Origin of the sequence: Catalinimonas locisalis (genome assembly GCF_038039535.1) — a bacterium.
Classification (GTDB): Bacteria; Bacteroidota; Bacteroidia; order Cytophagales; family Cyclobacteriaceae; genus Catalinimonas.
Genome location: NZ_JBBPHP010000026.1, coordinates 1 through 22674, shown reverse-complemented (window position 1 = coordinate 22674; position 22674 = coordinate 1). Strand labels below are relative to the sequence as shown.

General features: G+C 41.3%; 16 protein-coding genes. 9 read left to right on the top strand and 7 right to left on the bottom strand.

All coding sequences use genetic code 11. From position 1 onward, the window contains the following. Positions 1-8 precede the first annotated feature (8 nt). Positions 9-1970, bottom strand: coding sequence for an alpha-1,4-glucan--maltose-1-phosphate maltosyltransferase (locus WJR50_RS23295; RefSeq protein ID WP_341295703.1), 1962 nt, complete (start codon positions 1968-1970; stop codon positions 9-11). Between the two features lie 344 nt (positions 1971-2314). Here WJR50_RS23295 and treZ point away from each other — a divergent pair, with 344 nt between their 5' ends. From treZ to malQ, 4 genes are read left to right on the top strand one after another with little or no spacing between them, the layout of a single operon-like run. After that, positions 2315-4138 carry a malto-oligosyltrehalose trehalohydrolase gene (treZ, locus tag WJR50_RS23290; protein ID WP_341295702.1) on the top strand — a complete coding sequence of 608 codons (1824 nt, stop codon included), beginning with the start codon at positions 2315-2317 and terminating at the stop codon, positions 4136-4138. A 40-nt stretch (positions 4139-4178) separates the two neighbouring features. After that, positions 4179-6647, top strand: a complete 2469-nt coding sequence (locus WJR50_RS23285) for a DUF3536 domain-containing protein (RefSeq protein WP_341295701.1) — start codon at positions 4179-4181, stop codon at positions 6645-6647. A 38-nt stretch (positions 6648-6685) separates the two neighbouring features. Further along, complete coding sequence (gene treY, locus WJR50_RS23280) at positions 6686-9436, top strand: malto-oligosyltrehalose synthase (protein ID WP_341295700.1); 2751 nt, start codon at positions 6686-6688, stop codon at positions 9434-9436. Positions 9437-9439: 3 nt separating this feature from the next. Then, entirely contained in the window at positions 9440-10975 is a 1536-nt protein-coding gene (malQ, locus tag WJR50_RS23275) for a 4-alpha-glucanotransferase (RefSeq protein ID WP_341295699.1), read from the top strand. Here the strand turns inward: malQ and WJR50_RS23270 are convergent. Further along, positions 10947-11888: a D-2-hydroxyacid dehydrogenase gene (locus tag WJR50_RS23270; RefSeq protein ID WP_341295698.1), complete on the bottom strand. Its 942-nt coding sequence runs from the start codon at positions 11886-11888 to the stop codon at positions 10947-10949. The genes malQ and WJR50_RS23270 overlap by 29 nt on opposite strands. 261 nt (positions 11889-12149) lie before the next feature. Here WJR50_RS23270 and WJR50_RS23265 point away from each other — a divergent pair, with 261 nt between their 5' ends. Then, positions 12150-12548 carry a response regulator gene (locus tag WJR50_RS23265; protein ID WP_341295697.1) on the top strand — a complete coding sequence of 133 codons (399 nt, stop codon included), beginning with the start codon at positions 12150-12152 and terminating at the stop codon, positions 12546-12548. A 3-nt stretch (positions 12549-12551) separates the two neighbouring features. On the opposite strand, the gene WJR50_RS23260 is transcribed toward WJR50_RS23265, so the two are convergent. The 3 genes from WJR50_RS23260 to WJR50_RS23250 all read right to left on the bottom strand — a co-directional run bounded on the left by WJR50_RS23260 (position 12552) and on the right by WJR50_RS23250 (position 15998). Then, on the bottom strand, positions 12552-13634 hold the full coding sequence (locus WJR50_RS23260; RefSeq protein WP_341295696.1) for a DUF6807 domain-containing protein: 1083 nt from the start codon (positions 13632-13634) through the stop codon (positions 12552-12554). 63 nt (positions 13635-13697) lie between these two features. Beyond that, complete coding sequence (locus tag WJR50_RS23255; protein ID WP_341295695.1) at positions 13698-14513, bottom strand: 3-keto-disaccharide hydrolase; 816 nt, start codon at positions 14511-14513, stop codon at positions 13698-13700. A gap of 90 nt (positions 14514-14603) precedes the next feature. Continuing rightward, positions 14604-15998, bottom strand: a complete 1395-nt coding sequence (locus WJR50_RS23250; RefSeq protein WP_341295694.1) for an L-alanine-DL-glutamate epimerase — start codon at positions 15996-15998, stop codon at positions 14604-14606. A gap of 121 nt (positions 15999-16119) precedes the next feature. Here WJR50_RS23250 and WJR50_RS23245 point away from each other — a divergent pair, with 121 nt between their 5' ends. Beyond that, entirely contained in the window at positions 16120-17163 is a 1044-nt protein-coding gene (locus WJR50_RS23245) for a Gfo/Idh/MocA family oxidoreductase (protein WP_341295693.1), read from the top strand. A gap of 51 nt (positions 17164-17214) precedes the next feature. Here the strand turns inward: WJR50_RS23245 and WJR50_RS23240 are convergent, their stop codons facing one another. Both WJR50_RS23240 and WJR50_RS23235 read right to left on the bottom strand, forming a co-directional pair. Then, the gene (locus tag WJR50_RS23240) at positions 17215-18123 is read right to left on the bottom strand and encodes an ROK family protein (protein WP_341295692.1); all 909 of its coding nucleotides are present in this window, start codon (positions 18121-18123) and stop codon (positions 17215-17217) included. Positions 18124-18215: 92 nt separating this feature from the next. Further along, complete coding sequence (locus tag WJR50_RS23235; RefSeq protein ID WP_341295691.1) at positions 18216-19547, bottom strand: sugar porter family MFS transporter; 1332 nt, start codon at positions 19545-19547, stop codon at positions 18216-18218. Positions 19548-19767: 220 nt separating this feature from the next. Between WJR50_RS23235 and WJR50_RS23230 the strand changes: the two genes are divergently transcribed. The 3 genes from WJR50_RS23230 to WJR50_RS23220 form a co-directional block, all read left to right on the top strand. Then, positions 19768-20394, top strand: coding sequence for a hypothetical protein (locus tag WJR50_RS23230; protein ID WP_341295690.1), 627 nt, complete (start codon positions 19768-19770; stop codon positions 20392-20394). Positions 20395-20529: 135 nt separating this feature from the next. Beyond that, positions 20530-21933: a glucuronate isomerase gene (gene uxaC / locus WJR50_RS23225; RefSeq protein ID WP_341295689.1), complete on the top strand. Its 1404-nt coding sequence runs from the start codon at positions 20530-20532 to the stop codon at positions 21931-21933. Between the two features lie 49 nt (positions 21934-21982). Further along, positions 21983-22674: PfkB family carbohydrate kinase (locus WJR50_RS23220; RefSeq protein WP_341295688.1), on the top strand; the 692-nt coding region annotated here is incomplete at its 3' end.

Genomic DNA, 22674 nt, shown 5'->3' with positions numbered 1-22674 from the left:
AATACTAATTATTGTTCAACTCTAAATACATGTGCCGGCATTTGATAAGGGTCTAATTCCACATAGTTCCAGTCGCCATGCCAGGTGTAACGACTATAACTTAACAAGTCATACACCGTGTAGGGTGCATGCAGATTAATTCCTATTTCTTCAACAGGTATCTTTACCGAAGTTCCTTGTCTGTTGTAGGGGTCCATGTTAACGGCCACGATAATCGTGTTTTTGTTTTTCTCATCGTACTTACCGAAACACAGTATGTTGGGATTGCCTGACTCAGCAAAATGAATATTATATGTATGCTGAAGGGCAGGATTTTCTTTTCTGATCTTATTGATTCGGGTAATGATCTCCTTGATACGAGTTTCCTTATGCCACTCCCAATGTTTGATTTCATACTTTTCCGAATCCAGATATTCTTCTTTGCCAGGGTAAGGAGTATTCAGTCCGAACTCATAAACCGGACCATACAGTCCGTAATTTGAGGAGAGCGTAGCTGCCAGTATCAACCGCATTATAAAAGCTGCCTCACCCCCATGTACAAGTACCGGAGGCAATATATCTGGTGTGTTGGGCCAGAAGTTGGGTCTGAAATAATCTCTCAACGGCCCCTGGGTTAGCTCTTTCATGTACTCCCGCATCTCCCAGGGATTGTTCCTCCAGGTGAAATAGGTATAGGATTGATTAAAGCCTGCTTTAGCTAGCCTTTCCATCACTCTTGGACGGGTGAACGCTTCTGCCAAAAATATGACCTCAGGATGGGCAGACCGGATTTCACCTATAGCCCATTGCCAGAAAGCAAATGATTTGGTATGGGGGTTGTCCACTCTGAAAATTTTTACGCCGTGATCTACCCAGTACTGGATTACACTTTTCAGCTCCTCCCAAAGGTTTTGCCAATCATCATTTTCAAAATTGATGGGAAGGATATCCTGATATTTCTTTGGTGGGTTTTCTGCATATTGTACTGTTCCGTCTGGTCTCCATTTAAACCATTGAGGATGATCCTTCACATATGGGTGGTCGGGAGAACACTGAAAAGCAATATCTAATGCGATCTCTATACCATGATTTTCTGCTTCTCTAAGCAAATGTTGAAAATCATCCATATTTCCCAGTTCAGGATGGATGGCTTTATGACCGCCCTCTTCTGCTCCTATAGCCCAGGGGGAACCCGGATCACCGGGATTTGCATTGAGAGCATTATTCAGGCCTTTGCGAAATTTCCTTCCAATTGGATGTATAGGGGGCAGATAAATCACATCAAACCCCATTCCCTGAATTTCGGGTAAAAGTTTTACCACATCATGGAAATTTCCGTGTCTGCCTGGTTCGGCCGCTGCTGATCGGGGAAACAACTCATACCAGGTGCTAAAGATTGCTTTATTGCGTTCAACTTCAACCTTTAGTTTTTCAGGATAAGTAGTAGCGTCAGACCTATCATAATGCTTGTCCATCAATTCAGTAACTTCATGACTTAAGGCTAGCTCCACTGCCTGATCAATAAAGTCCTGATGGTCATGTTTTCTAAGCCTTTCTGCCCACTCGTTGAGCTGATGTTTGGATTCTCCCTTCACCTTTTTGGCAGTATTTTCCAGCATTTCAGCACCAATCAGTAAATCAACATGGATGTCCTGCTGGGCCTCATACTTTTTCCGAATACCGTATTGCCAAGAAGCAAAATGATCAACATAGGCTAATATGGTGTATTCATAAAACCCTGTGACTTCCGGAGTAAAGCTCGCTTTCCAACGATCGTTGATGATGAAGTTCATCGACATTTCATGCATCTTCTTATCGTCCACATGCTTGTACAGCAAAATGGCTTTGACCACATCGTGTCCATCAGAATATATATCTGCCTGAACTTCAACGGGTTCGCTAAGTGATCTTTTTGCTGGAAACTGACCGTTTTCTACTTGGGGTGTGAGATGTTCAATGACAACTCTTTGTCTTCCTTGTATATTTTGCAAAGCGCTTTGGATTGATTAGTTATAAAAAAAATAAAAAAATCTCTGCAATATTACCTAAACAGCACTATCCACAAGATTGTTATTCATACATGAAGCTTATCCTATTTTATTTCCTATGGTCTTAAAAATATAAGAATTCATCGGGAATTCTAACCTATAGATGTGCATGACACATCAAATTGATCAAGTTTATAGATTTTATTACATGGTTCCTAATATGATAAAAAAATATTAGTGAACAAGAGTTTATGCTTCTTAAGTTATTAATCATACGTATATTTCACAACTTACATTAGAGTTATAAAGCTTTTAGAACTTTTTATTCTTCAAAATCAGATTTTTTTATGGAAAAGCTAGTCGGTGCTTTTTACCAGGCCAATTCTTGTAATTTTTCAGTCTGGGCACCTCATCGCAAGCAGGTAAATGTAATTATTAACGAGGCACGCAAAGTAGAACTCAAAATGGATGATAAAGGGTATTGGGAAGCCAATGTGCCTGATGTTGACTTAGGAGATCTTTATTTTTTTGAACTTGATGGAGAGGTTAAGCGTCCTGACCCTGCTTCACTCAGTCAGCCTAAAGGTGTTCACGGTCCCAGTGAGGTAGTTGATCGCAAGTATTCTAACTGGACTGACGATGAATGGCAAGGTTTACCCATGAAAGAAATGATCATCTACGAGCTTCACGTAGGGACATTTACTGATAATGGTACATTTGAAGATATCATCGGAAAATTGGATTATTTACTATCACTGGGAATTAATACCCTTGAAATTATGCCTGTTTCACAGTTTCCCGGTTCCCGAAACTGGGGCTACGATGGCGTATTTCCCTTTGCCACTCAGGATTCTTATGGAGGCATCAATGGTTTTAAAAAACTTGTAAATCACTGCCACCAGAAAGGAATAGCCGTATTGCTGGACGTAGTGTACAATCACATGGGGCCAGAGGGGAATTATCTGTCTGAATACGGCCCCTATTTTACGGACAGATACGGTACACCCTGGGGTAAAGCCATTAATTTTGATGATGCATATGCTGATCAAGTACGCTCTTTTTTCCTCCAAAACGCATTGATGTGGCTGGATAATTTTCATCTGGATGGTTTGAGATTGGATGCAGTGCATGCCATTAAAGACTTTGGGGCACGACATTTTCTCCTGGAACTTTCTAAGGAGGTGAATACTTTGGCGCAAAGGCTGCAACGACCATTGACACTGATTGCTGAAAGTGACCTAAACGATGTACGCTATATCAATTCTACTGACAAAGGAGGTTATAATCTGACAGGTCAGTGGATTGATGAATTTCATCATGCGCTACACGCTGTAGTTACTAATGAGAAAGATGGTTATTACAGTGACTTTGGAGAATTGAGCCATCTTGTTAAAGCTTTTGACAAGACCTTTGTGTACGATGGAATATATTCTCCACACCGAAAAAAGACCTTTGGCAATAGCGCTGAGCAAAATCCTTTTCATCAATTCGTGGTATTCAGCCAGAACCATGACCAGATTGGTAACCGAATGATGGGTGATCGTCTGAGCCAACTGATTTCTTATGAGGCTCTAAAACTTTCAGCTGCCGCTGTATTGCTCTCTCCTTATGTGCCTATGCTGTACATGGGAGAAGAGTATGCCGAAGAAAAACCCTTTCAGTATTTTGTGAGTCACACCGATACGGAATTGGTGGAGGCTGTAAGAAAGGGAAGGAAAAGTGAGTTCGCTTATTTTCAAAAGAAAGGACTGGAAACCCCTGACCCTCAGTCCAAACAAACGTTCAGGGATTCTACACTGAGTTGGAATCTGGAAGAGCAGAAGCACCAAAAAATGTTTCAATTTTACCAGGCATTAATCAAAATCCGTAAGCAGCATCCTGCGATGAAAATGACGGAGCGCACGTATAGTAATTTTAAACTTATTGAACCTGGGCTCATCCTTATGCACAGACATGATGAACAGGACCAGCATCTCATGGCTATGATGAATTTTGACAAAAAAGAAACTACTTATAACTTGAAAAGTAATCTGAAGTTGAAATATCTTCTGGATTCTTCAACTTCAAACTGGCTGGGCTCCCATAATAATACATCTTTAGAAATTAATGGAAATGATCCGATCAATATCAGACCCAATTCTGTGATCGTATTATCCAATATTCAGCTTTAAATTATACTGCTTCCATTATCAAGATTAGATAACCACACATATGAGTAAAAATAAATTTGTTTGTATTCACGGCCATTTTTATCAACCCCCCCGTGAAAATCCCTGGCTTAATACTGTTGAAGTTCAGGATTCGGCTTATCCTTTTCATGATTGGAATGAGCGTATTTCTGCCGAATGTTACTCCCGTAATTCTGCTGCACGTATTCTGGATGGAAATGGTAGAATCGTTGATATTGTCAATAACTATAGCAGGATGAGCTTCAACTTCGGCCCCACGCTGATGCTGTGGATGAAGAACAGAGACTCCGAAACCTACCAGGCTATTCTGGAGGCTGACAAAGAAAGCCAGAAAAGATTTTCCGGGCATGGATCGGCGATTGCTCAATCGTTCAACCATATCATCATGCCGCTTGCCAATGAAAGAGATAAGGTAACGCAGGTGATCTGGGGGATCAAAGATTTTGAACACCGTTTTAAGCGCAAGCCCGAAGGTATGTGGCTCAGCGAAACCGCTGTAAATACTGATACGCTGGAGGTGCTGGCAAAATACGGCATCAAGTTTACCATACTTTCCCCTTACCAGGCCAAGGGTGTCAGGAAGATCGGTGATAAGGAATGGAAAGAGGTAACAGGTGCCAGAGTTGACCCTCGCCGACCCTACCTCTGTAAATTGCCTTCAGGCAAAAGCATCAATTTGTTTTTTTATGATGGGCCTGTCTCACAGGGTATTGCTTTTGAGGGCTTGCTTAACAATGGTAAAGTTTTCGCGGATCGCCTTACCGGTCAGTTGGACATGCAGGATGAAAGCAATGCTCCCCAGCTCATGCACATTGCTACGGATGGGGAAACGTATGGGCACCACCATCGGTTAGGAGAAATGGGACTTTCCTACTGCCTGCACCATATAGAAAATTACGAGGAAGCCAACCTCACTATCTACGGTGAGTTTCTGGAAAAATTTCCTCCCGAGTATGAAGCTCAGGTCATTGAGAACACCGCCTGGAGTAGCACACCACATCTGGAACGCTGGTCTGAGGATGGAGGAGGTAACACCGGTGGTCACCCCAACTGGCATCAGAAATGGCGGAAGCCACTACGGGCAGCTTTTGACTGGCTCAGAGATGAAATGATAGATTTTTACGAAAGAGAGATGCATGAGTTGGTAAAAGATCCCTGGGAGGTGCGTAATGCATATATTGAGGTAATCCTGGACCGTTCGCGTGAGAACACCGAAAAGTTCATGAAATTTCATGCTAAAAAAGAGCTCAATCATGCGGAGCAGATTAAGTTCTTTAAACTAATGGAAATTCAGTATCACTGCATGCTGATGTATACCAGCTGTGGCTGGTTTTTTGATGAGGTGACAGGCATTGAGACCCTCCAGGATATTCTCTACGCAGCAAGAGCAATTCAGCTGGCGGAGGATCTGAATGGTAAAAAGTATGAAGAACAATTTATCAAGCTCCTGGAAAAATGTCCCAGTAATCTACCTGAGTATGGACATGCCGCTGCTGCTTATGATAAATTTGTAAAGCCCTCCATCGTGGATATGCACAGAGTGGGTGCGCATTTTGCTATTTCCTCGCTCTTTTTTGAGTATCCAGAAAAGTCAAGAGTGTACAGCTTTGATGTTGACTCAAAACATTATGAGTTTTACGAAGCCGGGAAATACTCACTGGCAATCGGTAAAGCCAAACTTACTTCTGAAGTAACCTGGGAAGAAAACCTGATCAGCTACGCCATTCTCCACCTGGGAGATCACCATTTATTTGGGGGGGTACGAGAATTCAATAACGAAACATCTTACGAAAGTATGATGGAAGAAATACGTGATGCATTTGAAAAAAGTCGTGTTCACGAAGTAGTGGTACTGATGGACAAACACTTTGGCAGCCATAATTATTCTTTCTGGCATCTTTTCAAAGAAGATCAGAAGAAGATACTGGACAAAGTGATGGGCCATACGATGAAATCCATAGAAAGCAGCTTTTCCACCATTTATGAGAATAACTATTCGCTCATGCAGGCGATGAAAGAGCTGGGATTAACGCCTCCCTCACCGCTCAAATTCTGTAGTGATTTTACTGTCAATGCTAAATTGGAAGAAATTTTCAGGGAGGATGATATTGACTACAAAGAACTTAACGCAATTGTAGAAAGCTTTAAAAGGCTGGAAGTTAAGGTAAACAAAGTCGGACTGGATTTTTTGGCTGAGCAAAAAATCAATAGCCTAATGAGCAGACTTAAAAATTCTCCTGAAGACGTACACTTAATGCGCAAAATTGCCAAGTTTATGGAAGCCACGCAAAAGGTACAGCTTACACCTGATCTTTGGCAGGCTCAGAATATTGCTTTTCAGGTACAGGGAAAAAACTATCAGAACTATCAGGAAAGAAGTGAATTGGGAGATGAAGATGCAAAACTGTGGATTGATAATTTTTACAAACTTTTCTCCCATCTGAATATTACTATAACTGAAGAACCACTGGTGGCTACAGTATCAAAATAGCTGTTAACCAAATTTTTTAACCTAAATTATATTAAGCTATGCATTTACCAAGAGCTACCTATCGGGTACAGCTCCATAAGGATTTTACATTTCAGCATCTGAAAGAAATTATTCCTTATCTGGACCGCTTGGGCATTTCTACTATTTACGCTGCTCCATTTTTTAAAGCTACCCCAGGGAGTATGCATGGGTATGATGTACTGGATCCTTTACGTATCAATCCAGAGATTGGTACACTGGAAGAGTTTCAGGATATCAGTCGTGAACTGAAAGCCCGCAACATGCAATGGCTTCAGGATATAGTACCCAATCACATGGCTTTTTCTTCCCAGAATCCATGGATATTTGATGTGTTAGAAAAAGGCCCCCACTCTCGCTACTATCGCTTTTTTGACATCAACTGGTTATATCCTGATGAGAAATTTTACGGAAAGTTGATGGTCCCTACGCTCGGTGGTCCTCTGGAATCTGTTTTAGATGCTGGCGAAATCCAGCTCAAACTGGCTGATCATGGATTCTCTATCCAGTATTACGCTCATAGCTTTCCTGTCAGCATGCGTAGTTATGAATTACTTACTACCCATGCTTCTGATCTGCTTAGCAAACAAGTCAAAGATGAGACCCTTATTAAGGAGTATTTTTCGCTGACCAAAAGGCTGAAAGATTATATTCAAGCGCTATCTGATAAAGAGCAAAGTGTTGAAGGCTGGGAAGATTGTAAGGATGCATTGATGAAGCTAAGTAAAAAGCATCAGTCTGTGCAGGAAGCTTTACAAGCTGTTGCTGACCAAATTAATAGTGATCAGCAGAAGCTTAGTAATTTGCTGGAAGAGCAGTATTTCAGATTATGTCACTGGAAGATTACTGAGCAAAAAATAAATTACCGGAGGTTCTTTACCGTAAATGACCTGATTTGTCTGAACATGCAGGATCAGCAGGTTTTTGATGATTATCATCAATTTATCAAGAACCTGATAGATGAAGACTTAATTCAAGGCGTCAGGGTAGATCATGTGGATGGACTGCTTGACCCTACTACTTACCTGGAACGCCTGAGAGGTCTGTTGGGTGATGATGTTTATATTGTCGTAGAAAAGATACTGGAAGGAGAAGAAAAAATGCCGGAATTCTGGCCCATTCAGGGAAGCAGCGGTTATGATTATCTGGCTATTTCCAATCAGGCATTTACCCATAAAGATGGCGGAGATAAGCTACTCAGGCAGTACCAAAAAGATATTGAGGGCTTAGCATATGAAAAGCTGGTTTATCAAAACAAAAGCTTTATCCTCAATAAGCGAATGCTCGGTGAGTTGGAGAATCTTTACCGACTTATGCAAAAGCTTGATATCATACCTTATGAAGACACCGTAAAAGACGAATCCAAACTCAAAGAAGCACTGGGGCATTTTCTTATCGCCTTTCCGGTTTACCGTATCTATGCCAGAGATTATCCCTTTTCAGAAAAAGAAATGGAATTACTGAAAAATACTTTTGAAAAGGCTCAAGCTGAAGCACCCGATCTGAAAGTTTATTTCCAGCGTCTACAGGAAATTTATAATGGCGTAGATGACAGAGATAAAAAAACGAATGCTGATAAATTATTTTTCTGCATGCGTTCTCAGCAGTTTACCGGACCTTTGGCAGCCAAAGGAGTAGAAGATACTACTTTCTATCAATATTTCCCTCTGATTTCACATAATGAAGTGGGCGATGCTCCGGCACACCTGGGAATCAGCATTGAAAAGCTTCATTCACTTGTGAAAGAGCGGAGCTTACATAGCATGAACACTACCGCCACACACGATACCAAGCGGGGTGAAGATGCCCGTATGCGCATTAATGTGCTGAGCGAAATACCCAAGACATGGCATGAAGGTGTAGAAAAATGGAGGAAACTGAACCAGGAATTTCATTCCAAAAAAGCAAATGCAATATTTCCTGATAAAAATGACGAGTACTTTCTCTACCAAACTTTACTCGGTACTTATCCATTCCATATTTCTGCTGAGGAAGACAATTATGCTCAACGGCTGGAAGCTTATCTCCAAAAGGCCATTCGCGAAGCAAAAGTACATACGAATTGGGCTGACCCCAATGAGGCATATGAAAACGCATTTCTGAACTTTGCTAAGCAGGCCTTAGAGAGTGAGGCATTCATGCAGGACTTTTCCTCTTTTGCAAAAGACATTGCCCTGACTGGCGCGATTTACAGTATCGGACAAACACTTTTGAAGCTGACCGTACCTGGTGTTCCGGATATTTACCAGGGTACTGAATACTGGGATCTGAGCATGGTTGACCCTGATAATCGCAGGCCGGTCAACTATGCGGAAAGGGATAAAAACTTCAGTCAGCTGGAGGCTAAATGGCAAAATCAGGCCGAGACATTGCTTGAAGAATTAACGAACGATTTGCTGAACCCCACTCTTAAACTATTTGTCTTGTATCAGACACTTAATTCGCGGCAACAGTACCGACCTATTTTTGATGAAGGCAAATATGAAGCTGTGGAAGTAAGTGAAAGCTATACAAATCACCTGATCACTTTCCGCAGAGTTACCAGTCAGGGGGAAGCACTAATACTGGTGCCTATCAATATTCGCAGTATGAATACGCAAAATCATCTACCTATTGGTAAAAGCTGCTGGGGTGAGTGTACACTAAATTTAGGTGAAGCACTTGGTGAATGGCATCATCAATTTACTAACCAAAAAATGATTCTAAATGAGCATGCTACGGTCGCTGATATTCTGAAAGATTTTCCTGTAGCATTACTGATCAAAGAATAAACTATGTTAAAAGATAGAAACTGCGGGGTACTCCTGCATATTACTTCCTTACCTTCTGCTTACGGAATAGGAGATCTAGGCCCTGAGGCCTATAAGTTTGCTGATTTTTTGCTTCAGTCTGGTCTTACTTACTGGCAAATACTTCCTCTCAACCCGGTGGAAGGGGACAGTGGGTATTCTCCCTACAGCGGATTATCTGCCTTTGCCGGTAATCCCATGCTCATAAGCCCGGAGTTGCTCCTGGATGAAGGTTACCTAAGCGAAAAAGATATTGAGCATAAAATTAAGTTTAATGATAGTAAAGTGGAGTTTGAAAAGGTAATCCAGCTTAAAAAAGAAATGCTGGATAAGGCTTATCAATCTTTTATCAAAAATGCCTCTCCCCGACAAAGTGGATTATTCAAAAAGTTTTGCCATGAGCACGAATACTGGTTGGAAGATTTTGCAGATTACATGGCCATTAAGAATTTTTTTGGCGCTCAAGCCTGGTATAACTGGCCGGCAGATCTAAGAGACAGAGATAAGCAAAGCCTGAAGAAGTTTAGAAAAAAACTGAAGAAGGAAATCCTAAAAGAGAAATTTCTTCAGTTTGTCTTTTTTCAGCAGTGGGAAACCCTCAAGCTGTACTGCAAAGATCGCGGAATTATGTTTTTTGGCGATTTGCCCTTTTATGTAGGACAGGACAGCGCGGATGTATGGGCGCATACCGAAATATTCAAATTAGACGATGATAAGTCCCCGAAAGCGGTAGCCGGTGTTCCTCCGGATTATTTCAGCGAGACTGGGCAATTGTGGGGAATGCCTGTATTTGACTGGAAAAAGCTAAAAAAACAAAATTACGACTGGTGGGTAGACCGCATAGATCATAATCTTAAAATGTTTGATTTGATTCGGCTTGATCATTTTCGTGCTTTTTCTGCTTACTGGGAAGTTCCTGCCGGAGAAAAGACGGCGATCAATGGCAACTGGAAAAAAGGACCGGGCCGGAGGTTTTTCAAAAAACTGAGTAAAAAATATCCTGACTTACCAATCATCGCTGAAGATCTGGGCGACATTGACCAGCCAGTTTATGACCTGATGGATCAATTTCAGCTTCCGGGAATGAAAGTTCTGCTTTTTGCTTTTGGGGAAGGCATGCCGCAAAACACTTATATTCCTCATCATCACATCCAAAACGCTGTAGTATATACCGGGACCCATGACAATAATACCAGCCTGGGTTGGTTCACCGAAGCTTCTGCTGAAGAGCAAAAAAGCTTCAGCAAATACATCAACCGTACGGTAAATGAAAAAAACGCAGCAAATTATCTGGTTCGCCTTGCGATGTCATCGGTAGGAAAACTCTGCGTCATACCCATGCAGGATTTTCTGGGTTTGGGAAAAGAGGCTATCATGAACGTTCCTTCCACGGCCAATGGTAACTGGCTATGGAGAATGAAACCAGAGCAGGCTGATGGAAAACAGGCACGTAGAATCAAAGAGATGCTTAGTCTGTACGACAGGCACCGTCCTAATGTTGATCCTGCAGGTATGCCTTAATGTTCTGATATACTTTATCCAGGAGTAAGGTTCTGCTTTCAATACTTGCCCAGGCAACATGTGGGCTAAGCAAAATTCTCTCAGGATGTTTGAGCCTGGTGAAAGGATGATTTTTTGTTATTGGTTCTTCGCTGAATACATCAATTGCAGCTCCTCTTATTAATTCTTCATCCAATGCTTTGCACAAATCTGACTCATTAATGATGCCTCCCCTACCCGTATTGATCAGGATGGCATCTTTCTTCATCATTTTCAACTTATCATAGTTGATCAGGTCGCGTGTGGCATCATTCAGGGGGGCATGTACAGAAACTATATCTGAACTTTTCATCAGCTCATTGATCTCAAGCCTATTGTACATTGGATGACGATCTACGCCAGAGCTGGAATAATAACAAACCTCACAACCAAATGCATCGGCAATAGAGGCAACTTTTTTCCCGATGTTTCCCAGCCCGATGATGCTCATCCTTTTCCCCTGCAATTCCCAAAAAGGTAAACCCAAATAAGTAAAGATGTCACCATCACTATAAGCTCCTGATTTCACATAATCATCATGGGAGGCAGGCTGGTTGAGCAGGCTTAAGATCATACTAAAAGTATGCTGAGCCACACTTGAAGTAGAATAATCTTCTACATTTTTGACAATGATATTTAAGTCTTTGGCAGCAGCCATATCTACATTGTTGGTACCTGTGGCAGCCACGCAAATGAGTTTGAGATCAGGGCATTGTTCCATCACTTCTTTTGTAATCGTCACCTTGTTGGTGATCACCACATCCTGTCCCTTCAGTCGCTCCTTTACCTCAGAGGGCTGGGTAGTTAGGTATGTTGTATATGTCCCGAATTCCTCAAAATTGTTCAAATTGGGGAGATTTCCCACAGTTTTGGTGTCTAAAAAAGTGATATTCATGCCTAAAGTTTGATGATAATTAGCGATAAGCTGTTTTGTTATGGTTTTTTTAAAAACTGTATAGTGTTTATCACTTTAATATGCAGGTGATAAGTTTAATCCAAAAAAATAACTCTCTGGTTAAATAAAATCTTAATTATTTTCTTCTACTTAATCAAATTCCTTCCCGCTTTGTGTATTTTTTGCATTTATACATAGTGATAAAATACTATACAGCTGCAAAAGCAAGCTAATGTCGCTGTAATTTTTAATACTATGATCATGATACCTACAAAGAAAATATTAATGATTGATGATGATGAAATTAATAATTTTTTAGTGTCTGAATGGATAAAAATGAATTATCCACAATTTGATTTACAAATCATCACTGACGCATCATCAGCAATTAGGTATTTGGAAGATCTTCTGCCAGAAGAATTTCCAGATCTCATCATATGTGATCTGCTCATGCCAGATTATGACGGATTTGATTTCTTACATTTATACGAAACCATCTTTTTTAAAAGTAATCAGATGACCAGAATAATCGTATTGAGTGCAAATATCGCTGACAGAGACCTCCAAAAGTTAAAAGCTTATGCCTGCCTGACTGAGGTTTTGATAAAAAAAACTGCGCAGGAAAACTTTAAATTCATCAAAGAAAAGTATCTAAACTAAACTCTAATAACTTTCCTCAAACTCAGTATACATGCTGTTAAGATTTTCGGTGCTTAATTTTTCACCGTTATGAATGATAATTCGGTAAGTGAAAGTAGTTGACTCTCCAGGGGCTAACTGGAAGTTCAGCTGCTCTTCACCTTCCGTATAAGCAGCACTTCCCAGTGGATTTGCTGCAAACAAACCGTAACCTCTCGCCATCCAGTGAGTAGGATAATTTACATTTGAAGGATGATCCATAATGGTAACTGAATAATTCGTACTGTCCTGATCAGAATTAAGCATTACCCATTTGGCACGTGTACCCCAAACTGCATCTCCCTCTTTCCCTTCACTACTGTAGTACATTCCATTCACCTCAGTATTATCAATTATTTCTTCCTCATTGATTCTGCCATTTTCTCCAACAAGTTTCTGAGGTTCATCATAGGGCTGCTCCATAAAACGCGCCACCCGAAATGCCATCATGCCTTCTTTAGAATCCTCAAAGGTTACTGCTTCATTTTGTGCAGTAAGCGTGGTGAGTCTGTCAATAGTTCTAATATGTTCTTCTCCACTAAATACAAACCGGGTTTCCTCAACTAGTAATGTATCGCCTTCATCGCTAATCCAATCGGCGATATAAGTAAGACTGCCATTTTCTCCTTCCTCCATGTCCTCAAATCCACGATGCACAATTGAACCATAAACTTTATCAACAGTACTTTGAGTTTCGGCAGTACTAGCCCAAAAATCAACCTGATTTACGACCCCATGATTCATCCAATGGCCTACATGGTGAAGATGATCTACCTGCTCCCCTGCCCTGGGTTCCAGAGGATATCCACGGGTGACGGTAACACCATTAGCTGCTTTTATAGGAAATAGTACTGGCTTTTTTAGTTCGGCATCATAATGATAAGTCGTAAATGGCTCACCATCTATGCTGACTTCTACTATTTGCTGGGCTTCGTTCTGATCAAAACTCACTCCGTTCTTAATATCAGACGACTTTTCATCCAGCTCATGATCAGCATCTGAGGTATTTGTCTGGCAGTTGTAGAAGAGAAAAAGGGTGAGACTCAGGTAAAGAAAAGTTGTTTTCATGGCAAAAAAAATTAAGGCTGGCAAGTTAATCTCAACTTACCATGCCTTAATGATCAATAGGATTTAGGAAGCAGGCAGTTCTCTTACCTTGATATTTTTGTAATAAACAAGATTACCATGATCTTGTAAAAGCAAATGTCCACTGTCCCAAACGCCAAACCCTTCCCAGTCTTTATACTTGCTATTGTTGATTTTTTCTTTGAATTCCTCGCTGAAGCGGTCATACTCCAACACTTTTTCACCATTTAACCAGTGCTCTACCTGCCCATCTTTAGAAACAATACGGGCATGATTCCATTCACCCACAGGATTAATAGGTTTTGATTGCGGGGCAGCAATTAAATCATACAGTGAAGCTACGGTACGGGTACCACCACCATTATTTCCTTTTTTAGCGTCAGGATGAACATCATCGTCAAGAATCTGATATTCTAAACCAATGGCTGATTTATCGGAATTGTACTGTTCCGTAACGTAGTATTTAATACCGCTATTCGCTCCTTCGGTAATTTTGAAATCCAACTCAAATTCAAAGTCGGTGTACTCATCCATCGTAACGATATCGCCTCCATTACCAGATTCGGCCCCCGATGCTGCTTCTACTACCAGCATACCATCTTCAACATGCCACCCCTGTTCTGGAAATTTCTCCTGATGCACTCCTCTCCAGTGTTCTAATGAGCTTCCATCAAAAAGCAGCTTCCAACCATTTTGCTGCTCCTCACTGCTAAGCGTATTATCTTCTACACTTTCATTACTGCTGGCACTTACAGATTCAGCTTCTGCTGTTTCGCTCTCAGTATTCTGCTGACTCCCGCTTCCGCATGAAACCAAAAAAGTAGCTGCAAAAGCAAGAGAAAAAAAATTTGTGATTTTCATTGTCTTTAAATTAGAAGGTTGAGTATTGTAAATAATTTAAGTTTTATCAAGCGTAACTAGCTACGATGCCAGGATACAAATATATGGCATCTACCCATGCTTTACCAAGTTTAAATAATGCTCTGACTGCTGAAAGATACCTCCGCTTTTGGCATAAAACTCTTTTCCTGTAGGGAATAATCCATTTTTGGCATGCACCCAATCTGCATTTGGATAGGGTAAATATCCCACCATTTCCTGCCAGTCGCGGTAATTTTGATGGCCATTATTTTCCATAGCATTCATTCCGGCGAAGCCAGGAAATGTTGGCAAACGGGCGGCAACATTTTTGTTCCAGTCTACCAAAACCGGGTTTACTGTAAGATCTGCACAAAGACAGGGAATATTTTTTTCATAGGCCAACTGAGCAATTTTAAAAGTCATACTCAGCGTTTTTGCAATTGGCTTTAACGCTATTCCTTTGTAGCCCATTTCTATTCTCTCTTCAGCATCTTTATCGGTATGCGCACTTTCATCAGAGACCAAACGTGCTTCAATTTCACTTACATCCGCGCGGTATTCCTCCGGAAAAGGTTCTTCTACCACTACGATCTGATCAAAAGCACCAATTTTTTTGGCATGATCCAAGAGCCTCTTCAGCGTATCTTTGTTTTGGTAACGTCCGTTCATGTCAAAGTAGTATGGAATCTTGCCATTAGCCGTATGTTGGGTTTCACCATGCCCAATTGCTTTATGAATCTCAGTAAGTTTGGCCATATCCTGTTTGAGCATCTCTTCCTGATCACCGGGATGCCCCAGTTTGATCTTCATAAAAAAGTACCCCTGATCGGCGAGTTCTTTCATCTGAGCAACTGGTGTAGCAAAGGAAAAAGAAGGCACACTAATCACATGTTCATGATGCTCTGACATCCCCTGACGATATTGTTCAGGAATCAGGTCGTCAAAATTAGTGATATTGTTGGCATCCGCATACAGCAACCAGGCCGTATTGTCAAAGCCTACCAGCGCATTCAATACAAAGGTTTTCCTCAAATCAGATAAACCCGTGATTTTTTTGCCATAGGCATATACATCGTCTAAAATTTCATCTAACAGGGCAACCGGTGAGGAGAAGCTTTTTCCCTTGGCCAACTGTAGCGCATATTCACTGATTGCAAACATCAGCGCATTACCCCCGCTTTCAGAATGTTGGGCGAATACCCTTGCATCACTCCAAAGTGTATTTTGAGTTCCTAAACCTATCCGGAAGGTGCCTCTCTGGTCTTCCATACCAGCGATAGTTTGCCACACATTGGTCATATATCCTCCCTTAAAGCCGTAAGGAGTAGCCAGCGGTTCGCGCTCAAAGTTCGCGCTGATTTTTTGTATCGTAATTGTTTCTTTTTTAGGACTGAAGGCATTGAAAAAACCGGAACCGGCAAAAGGAGCCAGACCGGCAATGGTTGCTCCCTGCTGTAAAAACTCTCTTCTTTTTAGGCGCTGCATAGTAATCTTAAAACAAGTATAGCTGAAAACTAGTAAAGCATAAGCGCTTAAGCAAACATAAACTTCATGTTACAATCAATTTTTTATATCATTGTCTTACAACACCAAAACAACTAAACCTATGATTCGTGTAGCGCTTGCCTCCTATGGCATGTCAGGAGAAGTTTTTCACGCGCCACTGCTGGCCGTTCATCCTGACTTTCAACTCTATAAAGTACTGGAAAGAAACCGTAACAAATCAAAAGAAAGGTATCCTGATGTTACAGTGGTAAAAAAATATGAGGAAATTCTGAATGATGAACAGGTTGATGTGGTGGTAGTAAATACCCCCAATCCATTGCATTACGAAATGGCAGAAAAAGCCCTGAATGCAGGTAAGCATGTAGTCATGGAAAAACCTTTTACCAATACCAGCGAAGATGCAAAAAAGCTTATTGCACTTGCGAAAGACAAAGGAAAGCTTCTGACAGTCTTCCAGAACAGACGTTTGGATAGTGATTTTCTGACGGTTCAAAAAGTAATTGACAGTAAGCTGCTGGGTTATCTGGTAGAGTATGAAGCACATTACGACCGCTACCGCAATTTCATTCAGGCCAACACATGGAAGGAAGAAAGTGGTCCAGGATCAGGAATATTGTTTAACCTGGGATCGCACATGATAGATCAGGCACTTACGCTTTTTGGTTTACCCAAAAGTCTGTCTGCAAAACTTTCAATACAGCGAGAAGGAGGAAAAGCTCATGATGCTTACCATCTGATTTTGAGTTATGCCACATTTCAGGTAGTGCTCAAATCCAGTTACCTGGTAAGGGATGAAGGCCCACGCTATAAAATTTTGGGTAACCTGGGAACATTCACCAAGTACGGGCTGGATACGCAGGAAGATTGTCTGAAAGCAGGTCAGCTACCTCAGGGAGATGATTGGGGAGCGGAGCCACCCGAAATCTGGGGAATGCTGGATACAGAAATTGACGGTTTGCATTTTAGAGGTGAGATAGAATCTGAAAAGGGTAATTATAATCTCTTTTATGATAACCTGTCTGCTGCGATCAATAGAGGTGAACCTTTGCTGGTAAAAGCAGAGGAAGCCATGCATGTTATCCGTATGATAGAAATTGCAGAGCAGAGTAACCGTGAAAAAAGAGAGGTGGAAATTGATATCTGATTTTTGTTTGCGCAAATGAAAAGCACACATTTGCGCAAACTATTTTAAGTATTATTCGGCTAAGATCGCAGCTCCAAAAACGCCTGCGCTATCTCCCAAAGCGGGACGAAAAAACTTGGTGTCCAGTCGGTCATTAAACACAAATTTACGGGCAGCATCTACTCCTTCTTTGTAGAGCAAATCTATATTCCCTACGCCTCCCCCCAATACAATGGCATCCGGGTCAAGCAGGTTGATCACTACTGAAATTCCCAAACCAAAGAAATGGGTAAGCCGATGCATGGTTTTTTCTGCCGCCTCATCGCCACCTTCCTGAAAACGTTGATAGATCTCTTTTAAAGTTCTTTTTTCTTCTGTAAGTGAATTGTAGTATTTCTCAAGGGCAGGTCCGGAAAGTATGGTTTCCACTACCCCTTTGCGTCCGGTGTAGGCCACTCCCCCGGATTCGTCAAGAAAATTGTGGCCCCACTCCCCCGATATTCCCTGTCTGCCTCTGAGTACTTTTCCGTTCACCACTATCCCACCACCAACGCCGGTACCCATGATAACGCCAAATACAACATTGGCTTCAGGCATTTCTTTTTTTACCACACCCATACGGGCCTCAGCCAGAGCGAAGCAGTTGGCATCATTTGCCATAGTGACCGGGAGTTTGAGTGCCTGCTCTAAATCTTCATGAAAATGTTTACCATTGAGACAGGTCGTATTGCTGTTTTTGTGCAATCCCGATAAAGGGTCTACCGTTCCCGGAGTGCCTATTCCGATTTTTTCAGGATGAATACCAGACTCTTCAGCCATCTGATCCAGCAAGGTTTTGATACGGGAAATGATATACTCGTATCCTTTAGCTTGTTCAGTAGGTATTCTTTTTCTGAGAATTACCTCCGGGTCATCTACACTTTTCAGGACTACCCCTTCTATTTTGGTTCCACCAAGATCAACACCCCAAAGTGGTTTCATAGCTTATTATTTTGAACAAAACATCATTTTGAATTAAAGGAAGGTTGAAACTAAAAGTCAGAAGCTCACTTCCTACTTCTATCCTCCTACTTTTACACTAGTTCCTTCTCAATCTGTTCCAGCGACTTACCTTTGGTTTCAGGAACAAAGAACCAAACAAAAACAAAACTTAAGGCACTTATGATCGCGAAGATCCCGAAGGAAAATGCACCGCCTTTGTTCTCCAGCATCCAGGGAAAGGTTTGCGTAACCAGATAAGTTGAACTCCAGTGCAGAAACAGCGAAACTGACATAGCTGACCCACGGTACTTATTGGGAAATATTTCAGAAACTACTACCCACATTACCGCTGCATGGGTAGCTGCGAATGAAGCAATGTATCCTAAAATAGAAAACAGCACGCCATAACCTCCCGGAGCATCTGATAAAAAAGAAAAAACAAGGAAAGTTAGAGAAACTGTCATCCCTACTGAACCTGCCAATAACAGAGGTTTTCTACCAATTTTATCTACCAGGTAGATGGCAACGAACGTGAAAGTTAGATTTACAGCACCTATTGCCACAGTTTGAGCCAAAGCTGATTCCAAACCGGCACCTGCGCTGGCAAAAATATTAGGAGCGTAGTAAATAATAGCGTTGATACCTACCAACTGTTGTAACATCGCCAATACAATTCCAACCATCATGATTTTACTCATCTTACCTTTAAACAAATCTCCAAAGGCAACTTTTTCATGCTGATTATGCAGCGTTTCTTCAATTTCCTTAAGCTCTTCTTTTACCTGGCCTTCTCCTTCAAGTTTGCGGAGCACTTCACGAGCTTTTTCAGGTTGATTGTTTTTGTAAAGCCAGCGTGGGCTTTCAGGAATAAAAAAGAGTAAAATGAAAAATAAAGTGGAAGGTATGGCTTCACTACCCAGCATATAACGCCAGCTTTCATCTCCAAACGAGTTTGCAAACAATAAATTGGTAAAGTACACTACTAGAATACCGATTACAATGGTGAGTTGGTTAATAGAAACCAGCCTGCCTCTGCGATCCGCTGGTGAAATCTCAGCAATGTAAGTGGGTGAAAGTGCGGAGGCTGCTCCTACTCCTATCCCTCCCAGAATTCTTGCAAAGACAAAAAAGGTAAAACTGGTTGCGAGCGCAGTACCAATGGCGGAGAGGGTAAAAAGAACGGCAGTTACAATCAACACTTTCTTTCTTCCTAACAGGTCACTGGTAAAACCTGCGGAAAAAGCACCGATGATACAGCCTACGATTACACTTGAAACTGCCCAGCCAAGGGATACAGAGTCAAGTTGAAAGTATTTTTGGATAAATGGATTAGCCCCGGAAATTACAGCAGTGTCAAAACCAAAGAGGAAACCTCCCAGCGCTGCTATAAAAGTGATTGTGATCACATAAGTGTGCTTTTTCATAAGTAAAGATTAGGCGTTTGTTAGTTTAGCATTATCAAAAACGCTCCCAATTTGCAAAAAATAGCCATTAGTGCAAAGCTAAGTTTTGCAGCCCTATGCATTTTACCTCAATATGATGACAATCTTTAATCTATGGAGAAAATCAGTATATTTGACATCCTTTTTAGTCATTTCCTCCACTATGGTTTATAGCACTATCGGTATCTTTCTTCGCTGCTACATGCGCCTCTTTAAACCTAAGGTAAAGATAAGCTCTCCGGAGACTCTACCCTCCCATACTCCTTTCATGCTAGTTTGTGATACTCGTGAAATAGTGAGAACTGCTTTATATTTAACTGCAAAACTTCCCGGCTCTCTCAGATTCATATTTCCCACCCAAAAGAAAGAAAGCTTTCTTAAATCATCATTTTATAAAGTTTTACATATTCACCAATTACATTCAGTCAGGAAAGTTTCAAACCCTAGAGCACACTTAAATTCAATTTGGAAAGTTCCCAGAGAATTGATTACAAGAAACCAAACACTCGTTTTTTTTTCCAATTCCGATTATGCTATTTCTTCAAAGGCAGATAAAAGTGTGGCTAAATTAGCTTTTCATACAGCTTCTGTGTTTGACTTTTCTTTGTCATTACAAATTATTCCGGTAAAGGTAAAACTTAGCAATGAGGGAGTATTTCAAATTAACATTTTGCAAGGAGTATATATATCTGCTTATGAAAAAGATTATAAGCAGCGTCCTGCGCGTACAATCAATGAGGTTACGAAGTTATTGCAATTTTTATTATCCAATACCTTTGAAACTAGAGAGAATTTCAATCCGATACTGACAGAAAAACCACTTTCTTGACTTGAGATTTTTCAATTATTCATATATCATTTGAAATTCCTAAGAAGATAAGTAGACATGCATGAAAAGTGATTATTATTATTAGTTTTGTAATGCAACCTATTGCATAACTTCACTTATTACGAAAATTGACATATGAAGGCTTTTTTAGATAAAGATTTTTTACTGCAATCAGAAGTCGCTCAACAGTTATTTGAAAAGCATGCTGAGCATACGCCAATCATTGATTATCACTGTCACCTGCCCCCTGACCAGATTGCTGCCGACAAGAAGTTTAAAAATTTAACTGAAATCTGGCTGTATGGCGACCATTATAAATGGCGTGCCATGCGGACCAATGGTGTAGATGAAAAATACTGTACTGGTGATGCGGATGATTATGAGAAATTTTTGCACTATGCTGAAACAGTCCCTTATACACTTCGCAACCCACTTTATCACTGGACACACCTTGAACTGCAAAGGTACTTTGGCATTGATACACTGCTAAACGGTAATACCGCTAAGCAAATTTATCATCAGTGCAATGAGCAGCTTCAGGATGATCAAATGAGTACGCGAAACATCCTCAGAAAAATGAATGTAAAGGTAGTATGTACTACTGATGACCCTACTGATAGTCTTGAGCATCATGCGAAGCTTAAAGAAGACGGTTTTGAAATTAAAATCCTGCCTACTTTCCGCGCTGATAAAGCTATGACCGTTGATGATCCTGAGACTTATAATAATTACCTGAGTAAACTGGAACAAGCTTCAGATACCAGCATCAGCCGTTATCAGGATTTACTGGATGCGCTGAAAAAAAGGCACGACTTTTTCGCTAAAGCAGGTTGCAGGCTTTCTGATCATGGCATTAACAATTTCATTGCTGAAGATTATTCAAATGAAGAGGTTGAAAAATACTTTGAGCAAGTAAGATCAGGCAAAGCACTTGATGAATCAGCTATACTTAAGTTAAAGTCAGCTATTTTGTATCAGTTGGCTATCATGGATCATGAAAAAGGCTGGACGCAACAGTTTCATGTGGGTGCAATGCGTAATAATAACAGCCGTATGATGCGGGAATTAGGCCCTGATACCGGCTTTGACTCTATTGGTGACTATCGTATCGGTACACCCATGTCTCGTTTCTTTGATAAACTTGACGCTACAGACCAGCTTGCAAAAACGATCATTTACAACCTTAACCCCAGAGATAATTATCTGGTAGGCACCATGATCGGCAACTTCAATGATGGATCCACTCCCGGCAAAATGCAGTTTGGATCGGGCTGGTGGTTTCTGGATCAGAAAGAGGGTATGGAAATGCAGATAAATGCCCTTTCAAACCTGGGACTATTAAGTCGTTTTGTAGGCATGCTTACTGATTCCAGAAGTTTTCTTTCTTATCCACGACACGAATATTTCCGCAGAATTCTCTGTAACTTGCTCGGCAACGATGTAGTCAATGGCGAACTGCCTTATGATATGGAATTGCTGGGGCAAACCGTTGAAAACATATGCTACAACAATGCAAAAGCATTTTTTGCTTTTGATTAATTTTTTCAGATAAAATTTAAGTAAACACTAATCACATCCTGCTAGACCTATGAGTAAAAAAGTAGTCACTTTTGGAGAAATCATGTTGCGACTGGCTACCCCCAGCTACCTGCGCTTCATCCAGGCCACTGAGTTTGAAGCTACCTACGGTGGTGGAGAAGCCAATGTCGCTGTTTCACTGGCCAACTATGGCCTGTCACCTCAGTTTATCACCCGCTTACCTAATAATGATATTGGTGCTGCCGCGCTTTCTACTCTTAGAAAATACAATGTCGGCACTGACCACATTGCCTTTGGAGGCGATCGCCTGGGGATCTACTTCCTGGAATCCGGAGCAGTTACCCGTGGTAGCAAGGTCGTTTATGACCGAGCCAACTCTGCCCTTTCTGAAATCCAGCCCGGCATGATTGACTGGGTCAAAGCCCTGGAAGGTGCTGAATGGTTTCACTGGACAGGCATCACACCTGCTGTTTCTCAAGGAGCTGCCGATGTCTGCCTGGAAGGGGTCAAAGCTGCCAATGCCAAAGGTATCACTGTTTCTACTGATCTCAACTACCGCAAAAACCTCTGGAAATACGGCAAGAAAGCCTCTGAAGTAATGCCTGAGCTGGTAGAAGGCTGCGATGTCATCCTGGGCAATGAAGAAGATGCTGAGAAAGTATTTGGCATTCATCCTGAAGGGGTAGATGTGACCAAAGGTCATGTGGAAGCAGCCGCTTATGAGTCGGTATGTACCCAGCT

Bases quoted from the DNA above. Each gene is read 5' to 3' on its own strand.
- WJR50_RS23250 (WP_341295694.1), bottom strand. From the start codon at position 15,998: ATGCAGCGCCTAAAAAGAAGAGAGTTTTTACAGCAGGGAGCAACCATT.
- WJR50_RS23270 (WP_341295698.1), bottom strand. From the start codon at position 11,888: ATGAATATCACTTTTTTAGACACCAAAACTGTGGGAAATCTCCCCAAT.
- WJR50_RS23260 (WP_341295696.1), bottom strand. From the start codon at position 13,634: ATGAAAACAACTTTTCTTTACCTGAGTCTCACCCTTTTTCTCTTCTAC.
- WJR50_RS23230 (WP_341295690.1), top strand. From the start codon at position 19,768: ATGCGCCTCTTTAAACCTAAGGTAAAGATAAGCTCTCCGGAGACTCTA.
- WJR50_RS23245 (WP_341295693.1), top strand. From the start codon at position 16,120: ATGATTCGTGTAGCGCTTGCCTCCTATGGCATGTCAGGAGAAGTTTTT.
- treY (WP_341295700.1), top strand. From the start codon at position 6,686: ATGCATTTACCAAGAGCTACCTATCGGGTACAGCTCCATAAGGATTTT.
- treZ (WP_341295702.1), top strand. From the start codon at position 2,315: ATGGAAAAGCTAGTCGGTGCTTTTTACCAGGCCAATTCTTGTAATTTT.
- WJR50_RS23240 (WP_341295692.1), bottom strand. From the start codon at position 18,123: ATGAAACCACTTTGGGGTGTTGATCTTGGTGGAACCAAAATAGAAGGG.
- WJR50_RS23285 (WP_341295701.1), top strand. From the start codon at position 4,179: ATGAGTAAAAATAAATTTGTTTGTATTCACGGCCATTTTTATCAACCC.
- malQ (WP_341295699.1), top strand. From the start codon at position 9,440: ATGTTAAAAGATAGAAACTGCGGGGTACTCCTGCATATTACTTCCTTA.
- WJR50_RS23265 (WP_341295697.1), top strand. From the start codon at position 12,150: ATGATACCTACAAAGAAAATATTAATGATTGATGATGATGAAATTAAT.
- WJR50_RS23235 (WP_341295691.1), bottom strand. From the start codon at position 19,547: ATGAAAAAGCACACTTATGTGATCACAATCACTTTTATAGCAGCGCTG.
- uxaC (WP_341295689.1), top strand. From the start codon at position 20,530: ATGAAGGCTTTTTTAGATAAAGATTTTTTACTGCAATCAGAAGTCGCT.
- WJR50_RS23255 (WP_341295695.1), bottom strand. From the start codon at position 14,513: ATGAAAATCACAAATTTTTTTTCTCTTGCTTTTGCAGCTACTTTTTTG.